Source organism: Cyanobium sp. WAJ14-Wanaka (genome assembly GCF_024345375.1).
Taxonomy (GTDB): Bacteria; Cyanobacteriota; Cyanobacteriia; order PCC-6307; family Cyanobiaceae; genus Cyanobium_A.
In genome coordinates this window covers 1-16929 of record NZ_JAGQAZ010000002.1, presented here as the reverse complement: position 1 = coordinate 16929, position 16929 = coordinate 1, and the positions used below count along the sequence as shown (strand labels likewise).

The following is a 16929-nucleotide window of genomic DNA, read 5'->3' as shown; positions in this document are numbered from 1 at the left end:
GCTGGGCCTAGGGCTTGGTTTTGTTGAAGCCTGTAGCCAGCTCCAGCAGCGGCACCTCGTTGAGGCTGTCGGCCGGCAGGCCCAACATCTTGGCCAGACAGCGCTTAACCACCAGCTCGCTCTGGCTGCCGAATTGGCCCTGGATCAATTCGGAGATCACCCCCAGGCTGTGGCCAGTGGCATCGGTTTCCTCCACCAGGCAGGCGCTGGTTGGTTTGGCCAGTTGCTGGCAGGGCGATAGCAGCTTGGCCGCCAGGGCCCCATTCCCAGCCGAACCCTTCTCCACACACACCTTGGTCAGCTTGGCCTCCAACTGGGGCCGCATCAGCTGCAGCACCGGTAGGAGCAGCCCCGCCTGGGCCGGCCCCTGCAGGGCCAGGACAATTCCGATCAGGTTTCCTGTCAGCCAGGGGGCAGGGGGGCGCATCTAGTTCAGGCCGCCATGGCCTAGGCACTCTGGTTAGTTTTGCGGTTCGTTGACCGCCCTGTGTGCTGGAGGCCCGCTGGCATTCCTCCATGGTCGAGTTTCCCGAGGCCACCTGGGATTGTTTGGCTGCGGGAATACCGTTTTTTAGTTGGCGCTGGCTGCACCAACTGGAGGCCAGTGGCAGCATCGTGCCGCGCCAGGGTTGGCAGAGCTGCCATCTGGGGCTTTGGCGCGGCGAACAGCTGATTGCGGCAGCACCGCTCTATCTCAAGGGCCACAGCTACGGCGAATTTGTCTTCGACCAGAGCTTTGCCCAACTCGCCGGCCAGCTGGGCCTGCGCTACTACCCGAAGTTGGTGGGGATGAGCCCGCTCAGCCCCGTCCAGGGCTATCGCTTCCTGATGGACCCCTCCGAGGACCCGGCCGAAATCACGGCCCTGATGCTCCAGCAGGTGGAGGCCTTTTGCCGGCAGCAGAGGCTCTTGAGTTGCAATTTTCTCTACGTGGATCCGGCCTGGCAGCCCCTGGTGGAGGCCTGCGGCTGGGCCCCCTGGGTGAACCAGCAAAGCCAGTGGGTCAATCCCGGTTTTGAAGATTTCAACGGCTATCTGGCCAGTTTCAATGCCAACCAGCGCCGCAACATCAAGCGGGAACGCCAGGCCGTGGCCGCGGCGGGCCTGCAGGTCAGCCCGGTGGTGGGCGAAGAAATCACCCCGGCGCTAATGGAGCGCATGCATTACTTCTACGGCCAGCACTGCAGCCGTTGGGGTGCCTGGGGCAGCAAGTACCTGACTGAAGAGTTTTTTACCTCCTCCACAGCGGATCTAAGGGCCAACTTGGTGCTGTTCAGTGCCCACCTTGGCGATCCCCAGGAACCCGTGGCGATGTCGCTTTGCGTCCACACCCCCGACCAGCTTTGGGGCCGCTATTGGGGCAGTGAGATGGAAATCGATTGCCTGCACTTTGAGGTTTGTTACTACGCCCCGATCGCCTGGGCGATTTCCCGCGGCATTCGCCAGTTCGATCCAGGGGCTGGCGGTAGCCACAAGAGGCGCCGCGGCTTTGTGGCTGAGCCGCGCACCAGCCTGCATGCCTGGTTTGAACCGCAATTCGATGCAATCCTGCGTCGCTGGCTGCCGGGAGCCAACATCGAAATGGGCCTGGAAATCGAAGCTGTAAACGGGGAACTGCCCTTCACCGCTTCCTACGATCCACCCCATGCCTGAAGCACGCTCCAGCCGCCAAGCCCGTCAAGAGCTCGACGCCAAGCTCTCCCAGCGCTTTATCGCCCTGGATCCAGAGGGCTATTTCCTGATCAAGCTGGACCAGCTGGCCCATGGGCTGGTGGCTGAGCACTACGGCAATGCAATAGATAGCCAGGGCCTCGCCACCGACCCAGAAACCGGCGAGGTGATCGCCTGCAAGGGGGAAGGACCCCGCCAGGCCCTAGCCACATACCGGGGCCGCACCGCTAAGGAGCTGGGCATGGCCCTCAGTGAAGGCAGCAGCCCCCTGCCCCTCTCGCGCCTAGACCATGCCCTCTATTTAGGTAGGGAATTGCAAAAAGCTGAATATTGCCTAGATCACGGCCTCGAATATGTCCAAGACTAAATATGTTGGCCTACTAATATTGGCCTAATAAATTGGCAATCAATTGGCTCAGGCCGGCTGTAGCTGACGCTCCGCCGTGGCTGGCTTTGCTGGCGGCTCGGGGGGGAGCCCCACCAGTTGGGCTTGAATCTCACGGCGCACGATGGCCCGATATTCGTGAAAGTGTTCGTTGTGGGCAAGGATTGAGATGAATCCCCTAAAGCGCTTGGGGTTGTGGATGGCCATGCCCCCCAGGGCCCGCCAAAAACGAAAGCGGGTGTCGCGCTTGAAGCCTTGGCGCCAAATAACTGTTGCCAAAGCCCGCAAATCGACCGGATCAATCGACTTGGCGGGATGGCGATTTTCAGGGATTAGGAATTGCGTGTGTTTCTGGGGTGGCAGCTTTAGGAAGTAGCTATAAACCCTATCGATGTAGGCATTTGGCTCGTAGAGGGCGGCAAAAGCATCCACATATTCGTTGGCGATGTCTTGAATCGGCCGGGTTGGTATGAAATTGAGCAGGTTGGTTTGGTTGACCCCTTTGGCTGCCCCTGTTTCTTGGATAAGGCGCTCTTCCTTCTCCAATCGGTGCCAAAGGGCAGTGTTTGGAAGGGCTTGAAGCATGCCCATCATCGCGTGGGGAATGCCGGTGCGGGTCACAAAATCGACAATGCGCTGGCCAGCACCCTGTTTTTCGCCATCGAAGCCAATGATGAAGCCGGCCATCACCCGCAGGCCGTAGGAGGTGATCTTGTTGACGGATTCGTCTAGGGAGCTGCGGGTGTTTTGTAGTTTTCCGGCAGTGGCCAAACTTGCTTCGTCTGGGGTTTCGATGCCGAGAAATACGCTCTCAAAGCCCGATTCCACCATCATCTGCATCAGGTCGTCGTCGCTGGCCAAATCAACAGATGCCTCGGTGGCAAAGCTGAAGGGGTAACCGCGATCGATTTGCCATTGCTTAAGTAGGGGCAAAAGCAGTTTTACGTTGCGCTTGTTGCCAATGAAGTTGTCATCCACCAGAAACACGGAGCGGCGCCAGCCCAGGTCATAGAGAGCCTGAAGTTCAGCAACTAATTGCTCCGGATTCTTGGTGCGGGGTTTGCGGCCGTAGAGCACGATTATGTCGCAAAACTCGCACTGGAAAGGGCAGCCCCGGGAGAACTGCACCGACATCTCCGAGTAGGCCCCCAACTCCAACAGATCAAAACGGGGCACCGGTGTGCCGGTCACATCCGGCTTAACCCCCTCGGAGCTGAAGCGTCCCTGCTGGGCGCCACTCTCCAGGGCTTCAATAAACAGCGGCAGGGTGATTTCGCCCTCATCGAGAACCTTGAAATCCACCAGGTCCAATTCCGGCGCATCCGGGGTGGAGCTGGCAAAGGGCCCACCTACGGCCACGGGGATGCCCTTTTCTTTTGCCTTGGCGATCTGCACGGCCATGTCGGCCTTTTGCACGATCATTCCGGAGATAACCACCAATTCAGCCCAGGCCCACTCTTCTTCGAGCACTTCCCGCACATTGCGGTCGACCAGCTTCATCTCCCAGCTTTGGGGCATCAGGGCCGCCACCGTCACCAGCCCCAGGGGCGGCAACAGCACCTTGCGGTTGATGAGGTCGAGGATTTTTTCGTAGCTCCAGAAGGTCTTCGGGAACTCGGGGTAGATGAATAGGGTGCGCATCTTTCCTTTTTCGAGCGGTCGAGCCAGATCGCTTGCGCGGCCCCTGGAAAGGCTTGGTCCAAAACAAACCCTAGGAGGTTTGTGGCACTCCCGACTAGGGGGCTGCGGTTTCTGCTGTAATGGCCTTAAGTTTTTGACGGGTTGGCCATGGGCGTTGCGATCTACCTGGGTTTGGTGGGTGGTGGCCTTACCGCAGCAGTTCTGGCTTCCCTTGTGTTGCGCGGGATCAAGTTGATCTGAGCCTGACCCCAGCCATTGCTGGAGAGTTATCAGGCCAAGCGTTTCTGGTGCTGGCTGGCCAGTTCCCAAATCGCCAGGGCGCTGCCCAGGCAGCCCAGCAGCACGAAGGTGGGCCAAATCCCTGTTTTGAGGCTGAGGCCAGCGGCCAGGATGCCGCTCAGGCCACCGCCACCCAGGAAGGCAATTTGCCCCAAACCGGCCATCCTTCCCCTCAGCACCTGGGGCGAGCGCACCTGGAGGATCAGGTTGGTGCCGGAGAGCAGGCAGGCGGTGCCAGCCCCAATCAAAAAGGCCATGGCCAGGCCCCAGCCGGCATGGGGGCTAATCCCTAGGCCGATTTGGGCCAGGCCACTCACCAAGGTGCTGCCCCCCAGTAAGAGGGCGGGCCTGCGGCTGAGGTGTTCCGCCCTTCGCTGTAGCCAAAGGCCACCGGTGATGCTGCCGGCGGCGATCACGCTGGTAAATAGGCCAAGAGCCTGGGGGCTAGGGCCCAATAGTTGGTCGGCCATCAGCGGGGCTAGTCCTGGATGGAAGAAGCCGAATAGGCAGGCCAGGGCGCAGAAAATCAGCACCCTGCGCAGGTCGGCTCCGCAATCGCGCCAGGCCGTGGCCAGGCTTGCCTGCTGGCCCCTCTGGCTGCGTTCTTCGGCGTCCGCATTGGGCGCCATTAACCAGATCAAGGTGGCAATCGGCACCAGATAGCTGGCCGCATCTAGGGCTAGGGCCGCAAAGGGTCCAGTGCCTGCCAGCAGCAGGCCGCCGATGGGAGGCCCCACCAGCTTGGCCACGTTGAAGACCACAGAAAAGCTGGTGAGGTACGAGCCCAGCCCATCGGGATGGTCGACCAGCAGGGCGCAGTATTTGTTTCGGGCCGTCAGTTCATAGGCGCTGGCGGTTCCCACCCCCAGGGTGCTGGCCAGCAGCAATAGGGCCTGCAGGCCTCCCTGGCTGAGGGGAATCGCAATGGCGCCAAGCACCGCGGCGGCAAATAGTCCCCATTGGGCCCGAATCAATACCTTTTCACTGCCCCATTGGTCGGTGAGCACCCCGGCGGGGCCGCTCACCACCAGGGTGGGCAGGGTGAGCATGGCGAAGTGGAGTGCCAGTAGCAGCGGGTTATGGCTGCCCTGCAATAGCAACCAGCCCTTGGCGGTTAGCCCGGCAAACGACCCAGCAGTACTGAGGCCAGATGCCACCAGGAAGGTGGTGCGCTGGTGCTGGCGCAGCAGTTGCAGGCCTTGGCGGGCGTTCAATTGGCCCGGCTGGCCAGGGCAGCGCCCACCATCGCTTTTGCCCCCACCACCTCACCTACCAGGTCGTAGGTGTCGGCGGCGGTGATCCGCACGGGCACCAGGGTGCCGGGTGCGGCGCAAAGGCCCCCTTCCCCTGGCATTACCCGCACCTCCCCATCCACCTCCGGCGCAAAGCGGGCGCAGCGCCCCAACATTTCGCCGCTGCTGGGGTTTTCCTGCTCGATCAGCACATCCACGATGCGGCCCACCCAGCTGGCATTGCGCTCGGCGGCGATCGGCTGTTGGAGGGCCATCAGCTGATCCTTGCGCTCAGCTGCCACCTCTGCGGGCACCTGGTTGGGCAGTTCGGCGGCCGGGGTGCCTTCCTCTGGCGAGAAGGTGAAGACCCCCACATGGTCGAAGCGCTGTTCTACCACAAAATCCAGCAGGTTTTGGAAGTGCTCATCGGTTTCACCTGGGAAGCCCACGATGAAGGTGGTGCGCAGCACGGCCTCTGGGAGTTGCTGCCGGATCCGCTCCAGCAGCCCGGCGGTCACATCGGCCTGCCATGGCCGATTCATGGCCCTCAGCACCTCGGGATGGCTGTGTTGCAGGGGCAGATCGAGGTAGGGCAGCACATTCACCACTTCCCGATAGGCCGCCAGCACTTCCGTTGTCAGGCCGGTGGGGTAGGCGTAGTGCACCCGGATCCAGGGGATTTCCACCTCACCCAGGGCCCGCAACAACTCGGCCAGTTGGGGTTTGCCGTAGAGATCCAGGCCGTAATTGGTGGTGATCTGGCTGATCAGCACCAGCTCCTTCACCCCCTGGGCAGCCAGGGTTTTGGCCTCGGCCACGATCGATTCAATCGGGCGGGAGCGCTGGTCGCCCCGCAATTTGGGAATGATGCAGAAGGCGCAGCGGTAGTCGCAGCCCTCAGCCACCTTCAGATAGGCCACCGCCTCAGAGGTGGTGCGATAGCGGGGCAGGTTTTCATCGCCCACAAAGGTGGGGTTGGCGCTCACCTGGTTGACCCGCTCTCCGGCCTCAACCCGCTCCAACACACTCACGATGTGCTGGTAATCGCCGGTGCCAACTATCGCCTTCGCCTCTGGCAGGGATTCGAGCAGTTCCTCCTGGAAGTGTTGGGCCAGGCAGCCGGCAATGATCAGTTCCTTGCCCTGTTCCGCCAGGTCGACCAGGGTGCGCACCGATTCCTCCCGGGCGTCTTGGATAAAGCTGCAGGTGTTGACCACCACCACGCTGGCTTCGCCCTCATCGGCAGTCACCCCATAGCCGGCCTGGGCCAAAAGGCCCAGCATGTGCTCGGTATCCACCCGATTTTTCTCGCAGCCCAGGTGGGCAAAGGCAACGGTGGGTTTGGTCATAAACCTTGGGGCCGTAGCTCCACCCTATGGGTGCGACTGCGAGAATCAAGGCCATGCCTGCACCACTTCGCGGAAGCCTCCTGTGACCTCGACCCGATTGAGCCAGCGCCTCAATGAAAACCGGCGCCGCAGCGACCCGGAAGGCAGCCGCTGGATTCGGGTGGCAATTGCCGTTTTGGCCACCATTGGCGCGCTCGACACTGGTTCCATAACCCTCAAAAAATGGGGGCTGCTGGGGGCCATTAGCTGTTCGAAGGAGGCCTTCTTTGGCTGCAACGGTTGCGAAAAGGTGCTTGCCAGTGCCTGGGGCAGCATTGCCGGCCAGCCCCTGTCGCTTTTTGGCTTTTTGGCCTACGCCGCCGTCTTGGTGATGGCGGTTGCCCCCCTGGTGGCCCCCGGCGATCTCCGGGCCGATCTGGCCACCCGCAGCTGGTGGGGGTTGTTTCTGGTGAGCACTGGCATGGCCGTATTCAGCAGCGTGCTCGTTGGCGTGATGCTGTTTGGCATCCGTGATTGCTGCCCTTTCTGCATCCTGTCGGCCCTCTTGAGCCTGGCCCTATTCGTGCTTTCCCTGGTGGGCGGCGATTGGCAAGACCGGGGCAAATTGCTATTTCGGGGGGTGTTGGTGGCCCTGGTGGTGGCCCTTCTTGGCTTGGGCTGGGCGGCGTCTGCCGATCGCCCCGCGGTGGTTACCGGCAAAGGCATTGCGCCAGCGGTGACCACGGTGAGCACGCCCCAGGCGGTGGCCCTGGCCGAACACCTCAGCGCCACTGGAGCGGTGATGTATTCGGCCTACTGGTGCCCCCACTGCCATGAGCAAAAGGAGCTTTTTGGCCGGGAAGCAACTGCCAAGCTCAAGGTGATTGAGTGTGCGGCCGATGGCCAAAACAGCCAGAAGGCTCTGTGTGAGGCCAAGAAGATTGATGGTTTCCCCAGCTGGGAAATCAACGGCAAGCTCGATTCAGGTGTGAAGCCCCTAGCCAAGTTGGCTGACTTGAGTGGCTTTAGGTCTGCTGGGCCCCTCTAGGCGGGTCCCTCTGGGCGGGCTGATCTACGGGGGTGGTGCCGATGGTGTGCTCCCCCCCGCCTGCGGGGCCCCTCTTCTGAATGCTGTGGCGCCGCCAGAACGGCTGGCTGGCGGGGGCATCGGTGCGGAAATGGCCGCCCCGGCTTTCTTCCCGAAACAACGCTGCCTCCATCACCAGCTCGGCAAGCACGAGCCGCTGATGCAATTCATGCCAGGTCAGAAAGCGTTTGCCCAGTTCGGGCTCCAGCTTTGTCTTCAGCACCGGCCCAAGGGCTGATTCGGATTTCAGGCCGACTTCGCCGCCGGCCCTAAGGCTGGAAAACCGTTGCCAATTGGGGTCTTGCTCCAGGGCCCGCCGCTGCTGTCTGATGCGGCCAAGAGATGGGGCCAGATCCCGGCGGCAGCGCTCCACTCCGGCGGCCCACCAACACAGTTCGCGCAGCTTGCCAATGGCCTGCTCGAGCACTTCGATGGGGGGTAAATCCAGCGCCAGCTCCCTATCTGGCTTGCAATCCGGCCCGAACTGGTCTGCCGTGATCAGCGCTTGGGGTTCGAGCTTGAGCAGTCGTAGTTGGCGTGAAAACACCAGGCATTCCATCAGCGAATTACTGGCCAGCCGATTGGCCCCATGGATGCCGGTACAGGCCACTTCCCCCACGGCATAGAGCCCGGGCACGCTGGTGGCTGCCTCGTGATCGGTGAAGATGCCCCCCATCCAGTAGTGGGCCGCCGGAGCCACGGGAATCGGCTCTTCGGTGGGCTCCAGGCCAAGTTCGCGGCAGCGCCCCAGGATCGTGGGGAATTGTTGTTCGAGGCGCTGCTTGCCTACGGGCCGCAGGTCGAGCCAAAGGTGGTCGACACCCTGTTCCCGCATGGTGCGGGCCAGGGCCCTGCTCACCTGGTCGCGGGGGGCAAGGTCGCCACCGGGTAAATCTGCTACCGGGCTGCAGCCCTGGCCATCGAGCAGGTGGGCCCCCTCACCCCGGACCGCTTCGGAAATCAGGAAACGCGGTGCCCCCGGCAGCATCAGGGCGGTGGGATGGAACTGCACAAATTCCATGTCCCTGAGCTCTGCTCCGGCTTGCCAGGCCATCACGACCCCATCACCGCAGGCCATGGCCGGGTTGGTGGTGTGCACAAAAAGGTGGCCTCCCCCCCCCGTGGCGAGTACCACGGCGCCGGCCTTTAGACAGTGGATCTGCCCTGCCTCCATCACCTGCAGGCCCACGCAGCGGCCCTGCTCCATCCACAGGCCCAAGGCCGCAACACCCCGGCGTTGCTCGAGCCCATCGCGCCCTTGCACCTCCCGCTCCAGGGCTTCCACCAGGGCGCCCCCGGTGCGGTCTTGGGCATGGAGCACCCGCCGGTGGCTGTGGGCGGCCTCCAGGGTGGTGCTTAGGGCCGGGCCATCCCGGTCGAAGGCCATGCCAATTTCCAGGAGCCGCCTCACACAGTCCGGGGCCTGGTGCACCAGCAACTCCACCGCCGGTTGATCACACAGCCCGGCCCCAGCCCTCAGGGTGTCTTCGATGTGGCTGGTAAAACTGTCCTCTGGCCGCGTCACCGAAGCAATGCCGCCCTGGGCCCAGCGGCTGGCGGAACGGGGCGCGGAATCCTTGCTGAGCAGCAGAACCCGCAATTCAGGCGGTAATTCCAGGCAGGCCATTAGGCCGGCGGCGCCACTGCCCACCACCACCACGTCCCAATTGCGTGCCATCGGGGTTGCCGGGCTCCGGCCAGGGCCGACGGCTTTCAACTCAGCGGTACTGGCCGTCGTTGATCCGGTCGTCGCCCTCGTTGAGGGCAATCGAGGCCTCGGTCACGGTGAAGTTGTCCTTGTACTTGTTGAACAGCTCCTTTTGGCGCTCGCTCAGGTCGAGCTTCAAGACGTCATCGACGCTGCTGTAGGGGCCGCCCAAGACAATCTTGCCCGCCAGGGTCGGGAACATGCCGGGGTAGTCCTGGAAGCGCCGCACTGAGCAGTTGTTGAGGTCGACCTTGCCGGCGCGCTCAGCAATTTTGTCGTCGGCGATATTGCGGGGCCCTGCAGCCAGCACAGGGGCAGGCAGCCATAGGAGCGCCAGTAGGCCGAAAAGAACGACACCACTCATCAACCAGGCTGCCAGCCGTTTCATCGAGAAACTCCGTGGAATCCAGAGAAGGGAGGTGGATTTGCCACCTGTCTCTCAACGTTACAGATGCCGGCAGCTATCTCAGACGAACCTGACGATCCTTTTGCAGATCTTCAGATCAGGCCGCTCAGCTTCGGGGCTGCCAGGGCTACCAGCCAAAACAAACCATCCACCGCCAAGGTGGTGGCCAGGGCGGCAGCCGCTATGCGCCCCACCTCCCCCAGGCCGCCGAGCCAACGGCATAGCTGGCTGAGGCCAAGGGCGAAGGCCCCAACGACCATTAGGCCAGTTGGTTGGAGGAGCTGCAGGGCGGCGGCTTGTAAAAAGCTGGCGGCCTCGCTTGGGCTGGCCCCCAGCACCTGGGGCCAAAGGGGCATCACGCCAGTAAGGGCAATCGCCCCATCGGTGGCGGCGGTGCCAATCAGGGAGCCGAGGTAAAAACCGCAGGCCAGGCGCCAGCGTCCCCCCAAGCCAGCCAGGGCCAGGGGCAAGACGAAGGCTTCCAGCGGTAGGTGCCAAATCGGATGGAGCCGGCACCAGCCCCAAAACAAACACCCCCCGAGCCAGCTGCCGCAGAAGCCCACCAGTAGGCAGCCCCAGTCCCGCATCCGGGGGTTTGGGTTATGGGCAAGCGCCAGACCAATGGCCACCAGGGGCACGGTGAAAAGGGTGGCGCTAAACGGGGCGACTCGCACCCAGGGCGCCTGTAAAAACACCGGCAGGGTGACCAGCACGCCACTGGCGGCCTCCAGGGCCCAGCTCTTGCTGCGGGGAGCCCCGATCACCAAGGATGTAAAGAAAGTTGTGCAACCTTAAGGGGTTGGTCGGGGCTAAGTGGATCCTCGCGGCCATAGGGTTGGATTCAATCTCTCGGCTTGGTTAGGGCTTTGCTGGCAGTGGTCGGGATCGATTTGGAAGCCTGTTGGCGCTACTTCGTGCTCGGGGTAGTGCAAGGCCTTACGGAGTTTTTGCCCATTAGTAGTTCGGCCCACCTGAAGGTGGTGCCCGTGCTTTTGGGTTGGGGTGATCCCGGCGTTGCCGTCACCGCTGCGATTCAGTTGGGCAGCATCGTGGCGGTGCTTACTTTCTTCCGCCAAGACCTGGCTGAGGTGGGGCGGGGCATGGCAAGTGCCCTGCGCCAAGGCAGCTGGCAGGAGCCCCCAGCCCGGCTGGGCCTGGCAATCCTTCTGGGCACGCTGCCGATTGTGGTGGTGGGCCTGGGAATTAAGAAATTCGTGCCCGACTACGACAACTCCCCCCTGCGCAGTCTCCATTCGATTGCGGTGGTTTCGATCGTGATGTCGCTGCTGCTGGCCCTGGCCGAACAGGTGGGCAGGCGGCGGCGGGTGCTTGACCAGGTGCGACCGATCGATGGGCTGCTCGTGGGCCTGGCCCAATGCCTGGCCGTAATCCCTGGGGTATCGCGCTCCGGCAGCACCCTCACGGCCTCCCTGTTTGACGGTTGGCGCCGCTCCGATGCGGCCCGCTTTTCCTTCCTATTGGGCATCCCTGCGATCACCTTGGCAGGCTTGGTGGAGCTCAAGGACGCCCTGCATGGCCCGACCACGGCTGGGGTGGTGCCCCTGCTGGTGGGCATTGCATCAGCCCTGGTGGTTTCCTGGTTGGCAATTGCCTGGCTGCTCCGCTTTTTGCAGAACCACAGCACCTGGTGGTTTGTTGGCTATCGCCTCGTTTTTGGTGCTTCACTGCTGGTATGGCTTTCCCGTAACCCGCTCGCCTAAGCCGTGTGGAATGAACCCTCAGCAGGGATTGCCCTGGCGGCCGAGCAGGCTGCCTCTGGGGCCAGGCTGCCCGAGCCGGCAGTGGTGGCCAGCGTTGAGCCGGGCTCGATTGGGGAGGAGCTGGGCTTTCAGATCGGCGACCGGCTGCTGAGCATCAATGGCAAGCGCCCCCGCGACCTGATTGATCTGCAGTTTTTGTTGGGGGAGGAGGAGCTCACCCTGGAGGTGCAGGATCCCGATGGCACCTGTCACTTGGTGGAGCTGGAGAAGGATCTCGATGAGGGGCTTGGCCTCGGCTTTACCGAAGCCCTCTTCGATGGCCTTAAGCAGTGCAACAACCACTGCCCCTTCTGCTTCATCGACCAGCAGCCCCCCGGCAAACGCCGCAGCCTCTACCTCAAGGACGACGACTACCGGCTCAGCTTTCTGTATGGCTCGTATCTCACCCTCACCAACCTGGGGCCGGCGGATTGGCAGCGCATTGAGGAGCAGCGACTTTCGCCCCTGTTCGTGTCTGTCCATGCCACGGAGCCGGAGCTGCGCAGTCGGCTGCTGGTTAATCCCCGTGCCGGCCTACTGCTGGAGCAATTGGCCTGGTTTGCCCAGCGCCAATTGCAGATCCATGCCCAGGTGGTGGTCTGCCCTGGGCTAAACGATGGTGCGGCCCTGGAAGCCACCCTGCGGGATCTGGCTGAATTTGGTGCGGGCGAATGGCCGGCGGTGCTCTCCGCGGCGGTGGTGCCCGTGGGCCTGACCCGATTTCGGCCGCCCGGTGATGCCCTTACGCCGGTAGATAGGCCTGCAGCCCAGGAGGTGGTGGCCCTGGTGGAACCCCTCCAGCAGCTTTTTCAAAGCAGCTTGGGTAGCCGATTTGCCTGGCTTTCCGATGAGTGGTATTTGATGGCTGGCCTGCCCTTGCCGCCGCGCGATAGCTACGAAGATCTGCCCCAGCAGGAAAACGGCGTGGGCAGCATTCGGGCCTTTTTGGAGGAGCTCGATCTGGCCACCCGAGATCTGCCCAGGGCCGTAGCCAAGCCCCGGCGCCTCAGCTGGGTGGTGGGGCAGTTGGTGGCTGAAGCCCTGCAGCCGGTGGTTGATCGACTCAATGCCGTTGCTGGCCTGGAGCTAGTGCTCCATGGCCTACCAAGCCCCTACTGGGGCCAAGACCAGGTGGTCACAGGTCTGTTGACGGGATCCGATCTGCTTGCGGGTCTTAAGGGAAAGGATCTGGGCGACACCCTGCTGCTCCCAGCCGTGATGCTGCGCCAGGGCGAGCCAGTCTTTTTGGATGATCTGACCCTCCTTGAGCTGGAGGATCAATTGCCCGCAAAAGTGCAACTGCTGCATGGAGCAGCGGATCTGGTGTCCTGCTGTCTCGTGCCAGCAGCCATTGACTGATTAAGGTCAGCACAATCAGGCGGATTTTTGGTGTGCGGCGCCCATTTTTAAAAGCAGCGCTCATCGGCATGGCGGGCCTGCCCCTAGCCGCCTACCCCGTTGAGGCCCAGATCTCTTCTGCGTCGGTTACATCAACTGTTCCTTTGGCACCAGCTGTTAAGGGTTCAAGGCCGCGGGTCAACCCTAAGCAGGTGAAGCCTGCGGCCACCCAGCTTGCCCCAGCCATTAGGGATCTCGGTTCGCCGGAGCTACTGGCCCTGCCCACCAAGGCGGAAATGGTCCGCATCCAGGAGCTGCGCCCCCTTGGTTTGGCAGAAGTAACAAATTTGGCTGAAGTTAATAACCCCAACCTCAAGGCAATTGCCAGCCAGGTAGACCAAGCTAAAAGCAACCTAAGAGCCCAGCTGGCCCTTTGGTACCCCACCTTGAGTGTGCAGGCAGCCACCTTGCCCGGATATACCTACGGCAAGAGCAGTGCAGACTTTGCCGGTGGTGGTTCCTCCCAGACGAATATTGCCAAGAGGGCCGTTGCTGCAGGAGCATTGTTGGAATATGCCTTGATTAATCCCCAACGGGTGCCCCTAGTCGCCGCAGCCCGCGACCAATACGAAAGGGCTAAATATGGTTACTTGGTTTCCCTGAGGGAGCTCCGCCTGCAGGCAGCCCAGGCCTATTTCGACCTCCAGCAATCCGATGATGAGGTAAGAATCGGCCAAGAGTCTGTGCGGGCATCTTTGGTAAGCCTCCGGGATGCCCGGGCCCGTTTCCAAGCTGGAGTAGCCACAAAGCTTGAGGTGCTCCAGGCTGAAACCCAATTGGCTCGAGATCAACAGCTTCTTGCCAACTCCCTGGCAGCCCAATCCATTGCCAGGCGATCTCTCGCCGCTTTGCTCGACCTTCCATTTGGGGTCACACCCACTGCTAAAGAGCCAGCCAGGGTGCTAGGGGTTTGGAATGCCTCTCTATCTGAAAGCATTGTGGCGGCCTATTCCTTCAGGGAAGAGTTAGATCAGGCCATTTTGGATATCTCCATTTCCAACAGCCAGGCTAATGCGGCCCTAGGAGGGGTTCAGCCAATTTTAAAGATTTTTACCGGGGCTGATTATGCCCAGTTCAATGGCGGGCAAGGAAATCAAAGTTCTCAGACTTCTCCGGTTTCCGGTGATCAATACACCAATTCTTATGGCCTGAAATTTTCTTGGTCGATATTTGATGGCGGTGCCGCCGCTGCCCAATTCCGCAAATCCAAACAACAGGCCCAGGAGGGTCGCTACAAATTCAGCCAGCGCCGGGACCAAATTCGTCAAGAAGTGGAAACTAGCTTCTACGAACTTCAAAAAAACAACCGCAACATCATCACCACTTCCCGGGAAGTGATCTCGGCGAGGGAGTCTCTCAGGCTGGCCCGTCTGCGTTTTCAGGCTGGAGTCACCACCCAGAGAGAAGTGGTGGATACCCAGCGCGACCTCACCCAGGCCGAAGTTCGCTATTCCTCTTCCATCAGCGACTACAACAAGCGCCTTGTTGAAATCAGTCGCCGCACCGGCCTAAACCAGGTAAGTGGCTGCGCCGTTCAGTCCCTTTCAGCCGTCAAACCAGCTGGGGTATCTGATGTGCCAGTGGATCCCACCCCCCTGATCCCTGCCTGTAGGGCCGCAGCCCCTGGCGCTGTCTTTTAGGGCGTGATCCAGCCTGAAGGCCAAGCCCTCCCAGAAGTCCAAATCAGGGGCCTAGGCCTGGCTGAAACACTGCGGCTTGGCTTATTTCAGGCCTGCCTTGGCTGCCTCGCTCTGATTTTTGCCGGTTTGCTTAACCGGGTGATGCTCAGCGAATTGCAATTCCCAGGTCTCTTGGTGGGCGGTGCCCTGGCCTTTGAGCAATTTGTGGCCCCATCAAGGGTCCTGTTTGGTCAGATCTCCGATTCCCATGCACTTTGGGGACGCCGCCGCGTGCCCTACATCTGGCTGGGCACAGCCTTTTTCTGCACATTGGCGGTGCTCTCGATCCCGCTGATCTTCCACGTGGCCAGGTTGCTTGAGCTGGGCAATCAGACCCAAACCATTTTCGCCGCCGCCGCCCTTTGCGGCCTCTTTGCCCTCTATGGCCTGGCCATATCCCTATCCAGCACCCCCTATCTGGCCCTAGTGGTCGATCGCACCACCGAGCAGCAGCGTCCGCGGGCGGTCGGAATTATTTGGTGCATGCTCACCGTAGGGATCGTGGTTGGCGCCATCGCCATTTCGATCAACCTCAAGGGCCTTGATGGCGTTACCGATGCCAGGACATTGGAGCCGGTCTTGCGCTCCTTTATGGCCAAGGTGGCCGTGATCGTGATGGCGCTCACCCTGGTTGCAACCATTGGCCAGGAAAAACCGGCTGGCAGGGAAAAGCTGGCAGGCCCCTTGGCCAATCCAGGCGAAGAACCCCGCCAGGATTCGATCACCCTTCCCCAGGCCTGGGCGCTGATTACCTCATCGGGCCAGGTGCTGGTCTTTTTCTCCTTTTTAGTGTTGTTCACCCTGGCCCTCTTTTTGCAGGATCCAATCCTCGAGAGCTACGGAGCCCAGGTCTTTGGAATGTCCATTGCAGCCACCGCTGGGCTCAATGCGGTTTGGGGCATTGGCACCCTGCTGGGTTTGGTGGTGGCTGGGTTATGGGTGGTGCCGGCCCTGGGCAAATTATCAACTGCCCGTCTTGGCTGTCAGTTGATCCTGGCCAACTTGATTTTGCTGCTGGCAGTTGGGCTTTCGGGCCAGGTGGCGGCCCTCCAGGTGGTGATGTTGCTGTTTGGCCTGGCCTCAGGTATCGCCACCAACAGTGCCCTTGTGTTGATGCTGGATTTGACCTTGCCTCAGGCGGCTGGCACCTTCGTTGGGGTTTGGGGTTTGGCCCAGGCGTTGTCTAGGGCGTTGGGCAAGGTTTTGGGCGGGCTGCTCCTCGATGTAGGCCGCTTCCTACAAACGATCTTCCCCTGGAGTGAGGGGGCCTACGCACCCTTTGCCCTGGTGCTGAGCGTGGAATGTGTCGTGGCGGTTGCTGCCCTTTTTGCCCTATCCCGCGTCAATGTGCACCAATTCAGGGAAGATACGGGGAAGAGTCTCAGCAAGGTGCTGGCTCTCGAGCTCGGATGACCCCCTACCCCTCTCCCCCTGGCCTACCCCCTGGAATTGGGGAGTTATTGGATCGGGTGGCGGAGCGACAACGGCTGGATTTTGGTCACATGGCCTCCGATCTCAAGGCCGATGGCAGCTTGATCACTTCCTGTGATCGCTGGAGCGACGCCGTACTGGTTGAGGGCTTAGCTGACCTCTTCCCCCAGGAGGGGGTGTTGAGCGAGGAGGGCGATAAGCGGGTCCCTGCCTCGCCGGCCTATTGGGTGGTGGACCCCCTGGATGGCACCACTAATTTCGCGGCGGGCATTCCCTATTGGGCGATTTCGATGGCCCGCTTCCAGGACGGCATTCCCGTTTTGGCACTTTTGGATGTGCCACCCCTGAGGCAGCGAATTGTGGCGGTCCGGGGAAAGGGGGCTTGGCGCAATGGCAAACCACTTTTTTCGCCGGCACTGCAGACCAATCCAGCCGGTTGCGCCTCGCTCTGCAGCCGTTCGATCGGGGTGCTCCAAAAGCTCCCCAACCGGCGCTTCCCAGGCAAGATTCGCCTGCTGGGTGTTGCCAGCCTGAATATGGTCAGCGTGGCCATGGGGCAGACGGTGGCGGCCCTGGAGGCCACACCCAAAATTTGGGACCTGGCTGCCGCTTGGCTGGTGCTTGAAGAGCTCCAGTGCTCCCTGCGCTGGTTGAGCAAATCCCCTGTGGCAATTGCCCCAGGTACCGATCTGAGCCAGGCCGATTTCCCTGTCTTGGCAGCCTCCTGCGAGGAAACACTGGCCACCTTTATGCCCTGGGCAGACGCCCTGGTGAGCTGAAGCGCCCTTCGTTGGCGGCTGCTTGCTTAAGGGGAGGTTGTGGTGTTATGATTTTGGACTGGTCGGAAACCGGTAAAACGGATTTTCGACTGGGGCAGACAGTTGAGGAGGCGCGAGCCGCCGATGCTGTAGGTTTTCTGAGTCG

The 16929-nt window shown here is 61.6% G+C and carries 16 protein-coding genes; 9 read left to right on the top strand and 7 right to left on the bottom strand.

What is annotated here, in order from left to right:
* Positions 1 to 7: 7 nt before the first annotated feature.
* On the bottom strand, positions 8 to 427 hold the full coding sequence (locus KBY49_RS06835) for a hypothetical protein (protein WP_254934077.1): 420 nt from the start codon (positions 425 to 427) through the stop codon (positions 8 to 10).
* Between the two features lie 89 nt (positions 428 to 516).
* On the opposite strand from KBY49_RS06835, the gene KBY49_RS06830 reads away from it, so the two are divergent.
* The gene (locus KBY49_RS06830) at positions 517 to 1653 is read left to right on the top strand and encodes a GNAT family N-acetyltransferase (RefSeq protein ID WP_254934076.1); all 1137 of its coding nucleotides are present in this window, start codon (positions 517 to 519) and stop codon (positions 1651 to 1653) included.
* Positions 1646 to 2038 carry a DUF4346 domain-containing protein gene (locus KBY49_RS06825; RefSeq protein ID WP_254934075.1) on the top strand — a complete coding sequence of 131 codons (393 nt, stop codon included), beginning with the start codon at positions 1646 to 1648 and terminating at the stop codon, positions 2036 to 2038. The genes KBY49_RS06830 and KBY49_RS06825 overlap by 8 nt, the downstream gene beginning before the upstream one ends.
* 48 nt (positions 2039 to 2086) lie before the next feature.
* On the opposite strand, the gene KBY49_RS06820 is transcribed toward KBY49_RS06825, so the two are convergent.
* Positions 2087 to 3697, bottom strand: a complete 1611-nt coding sequence (locus KBY49_RS06820; RefSeq protein ID WP_254934074.1) for a B12-binding domain-containing radical SAM protein — start codon at positions 3695 to 3697, stop codon at positions 2087 to 2089.
* 147 nt (positions 3698 to 3844) lie between these two features.
* Between KBY49_RS06820 and KBY49_RS06815 the strand changes: the two genes are divergently transcribed.
* Entirely contained in the window at positions 3845 to 3937 is a 93-nt protein-coding gene (locus KBY49_RS06815) for a cytochrome B6 (protein WP_254934073.1), read from the top strand.
* A 29-nt stretch (positions 3938 to 3966) separates the two neighbouring features.
* Here KBY49_RS06815 and KBY49_RS06810 read toward each other — a convergent pair whose 3' ends face one another.
* Together KBY49_RS06810 and rimO are read right to left on the bottom strand one after the other, a co-directional pair.
* The gene (locus KBY49_RS06810) at positions 3967 to 5190 is read right to left on the bottom strand and encodes an MFS transporter (protein WP_254934072.1); all 1224 of its coding nucleotides are present in this window, start codon (positions 5188 to 5190) and stop codon (positions 3967 to 3969) included.
* Entirely contained in the window at positions 5187 to 6557 is a 1371-nt protein-coding gene (gene rimO / locus KBY49_RS06805) for a 30S ribosomal protein S12 methylthiotransferase RimO (RefSeq protein WP_254934071.1), read from the bottom strand. Before rimO ends, KBY49_RS06810 begins: the two co-directional genes overlap by 4 nt.
* Positions 6558 to 6639: 82 nt before the next feature.
* Between rimO and KBY49_RS06800 the strand changes: the two genes are divergently transcribed.
* Entirely contained in the window at positions 6640 to 7584 is a 945-nt protein-coding gene (locus KBY49_RS06800) for a vitamin K epoxide reductase family protein (RefSeq protein WP_254934070.1), read from the top strand.
* On the opposite strand, the gene nadB is transcribed toward KBY49_RS06800, so the two are convergent.
* The 3 genes from nadB to KBY49_RS06785 form a co-directional block, all read right to left on the bottom strand.
* Positions 7562 to 9301 carry an L-aspartate oxidase gene (gene nadB, locus KBY49_RS06795; protein WP_254934069.1) on the bottom strand — a complete coding sequence of 580 codons (1740 nt, stop codon included), beginning with the start codon at positions 9299 to 9301 and terminating at the stop codon, positions 7562 to 7564. The genes KBY49_RS06800 and nadB overlap by 23 nt on opposite strands.
* A gap of 40 nt (positions 9302 to 9341) precedes the next feature.
* On the bottom strand, positions 9342 to 9719 hold the full coding sequence (gene psbU / locus KBY49_RS06790) for a photosystem II complex extrinsic protein PsbU (protein ID WP_254934068.1): 378 nt from the start codon (positions 9717 to 9719) through the stop codon (positions 9342 to 9344).
* A 110-nt stretch (positions 9720 to 9829) separates the two neighbouring features.
* On the bottom strand, positions 9830 to 10501 hold the full coding sequence (locus KBY49_RS06785) for a DUF3120 domain-containing protein (protein WP_315857009.1): 672 nt from the start codon (positions 10499 to 10501) through the stop codon (positions 9830 to 9832).
* 90 nt (positions 10502 to 10591) lie between these two features.
* Between KBY49_RS06785 and KBY49_RS06780 the strand changes: the two genes are divergently transcribed.
* The 5 genes from KBY49_RS06780 to KBY49_RS06760 all read left to right on the top strand — a co-directional run bounded on the left by KBY49_RS06780 (position 10592) and on the right by KBY49_RS06760 (position 16784).
* Positions 10592 to 11458: an undecaprenyl-diphosphate phosphatase gene (locus KBY49_RS06780; RefSeq protein ID WP_254934066.1), complete on the top strand. Its 867-nt coding sequence runs from the start codon at positions 10592 to 10594 to the stop codon at positions 11456 to 11458.
* A gap of 3 nt (positions 11459 to 11461) precedes the next feature.
* The gene (locus KBY49_RS06775) at positions 11462 to 12856 is read left to right on the top strand and encodes a TIGR03279 family radical SAM protein (protein ID WP_254934065.1); all 1395 of its coding nucleotides are present in this window, start codon (positions 11462 to 11464) and stop codon (positions 12854 to 12856) included.
* A 191-nt stretch (positions 12857 to 13047) separates the two neighbouring features.
* Positions 13048 to 14535 carry a TolC family protein gene (locus KBY49_RS06770; protein WP_315857008.1) on the top strand — a complete coding sequence of 496 codons (1488 nt, stop codon included), beginning with the start codon at positions 13048 to 13050 and terminating at the stop codon, positions 14533 to 14535.
* Positions 14536 to 14538: 3 nt separating this feature from the next.
* The gene (locus tag KBY49_RS06765) at positions 14539 to 15987 is read left to right on the top strand and encodes a BCD family MFS transporter (RefSeq protein ID WP_254934063.1); all 1449 of its coding nucleotides are present in this window, start codon (positions 14539 to 14541) and stop codon (positions 15985 to 15987) included.
* Positions 15984 to 16784 carry an inositol monophosphatase family protein gene (locus KBY49_RS06760; RefSeq protein ID WP_254934062.1) on the top strand — a complete coding sequence of 267 codons (801 nt, stop codon included), beginning with the start codon at positions 15984 to 15986 and terminating at the stop codon, positions 16782 to 16784. The genes KBY49_RS06765 and KBY49_RS06760 overlap by 4 nt, the downstream gene beginning before the upstream one ends.
* The last annotated feature ends 145 nt before the right edge of the window (positions 16785 to 16929 follow it).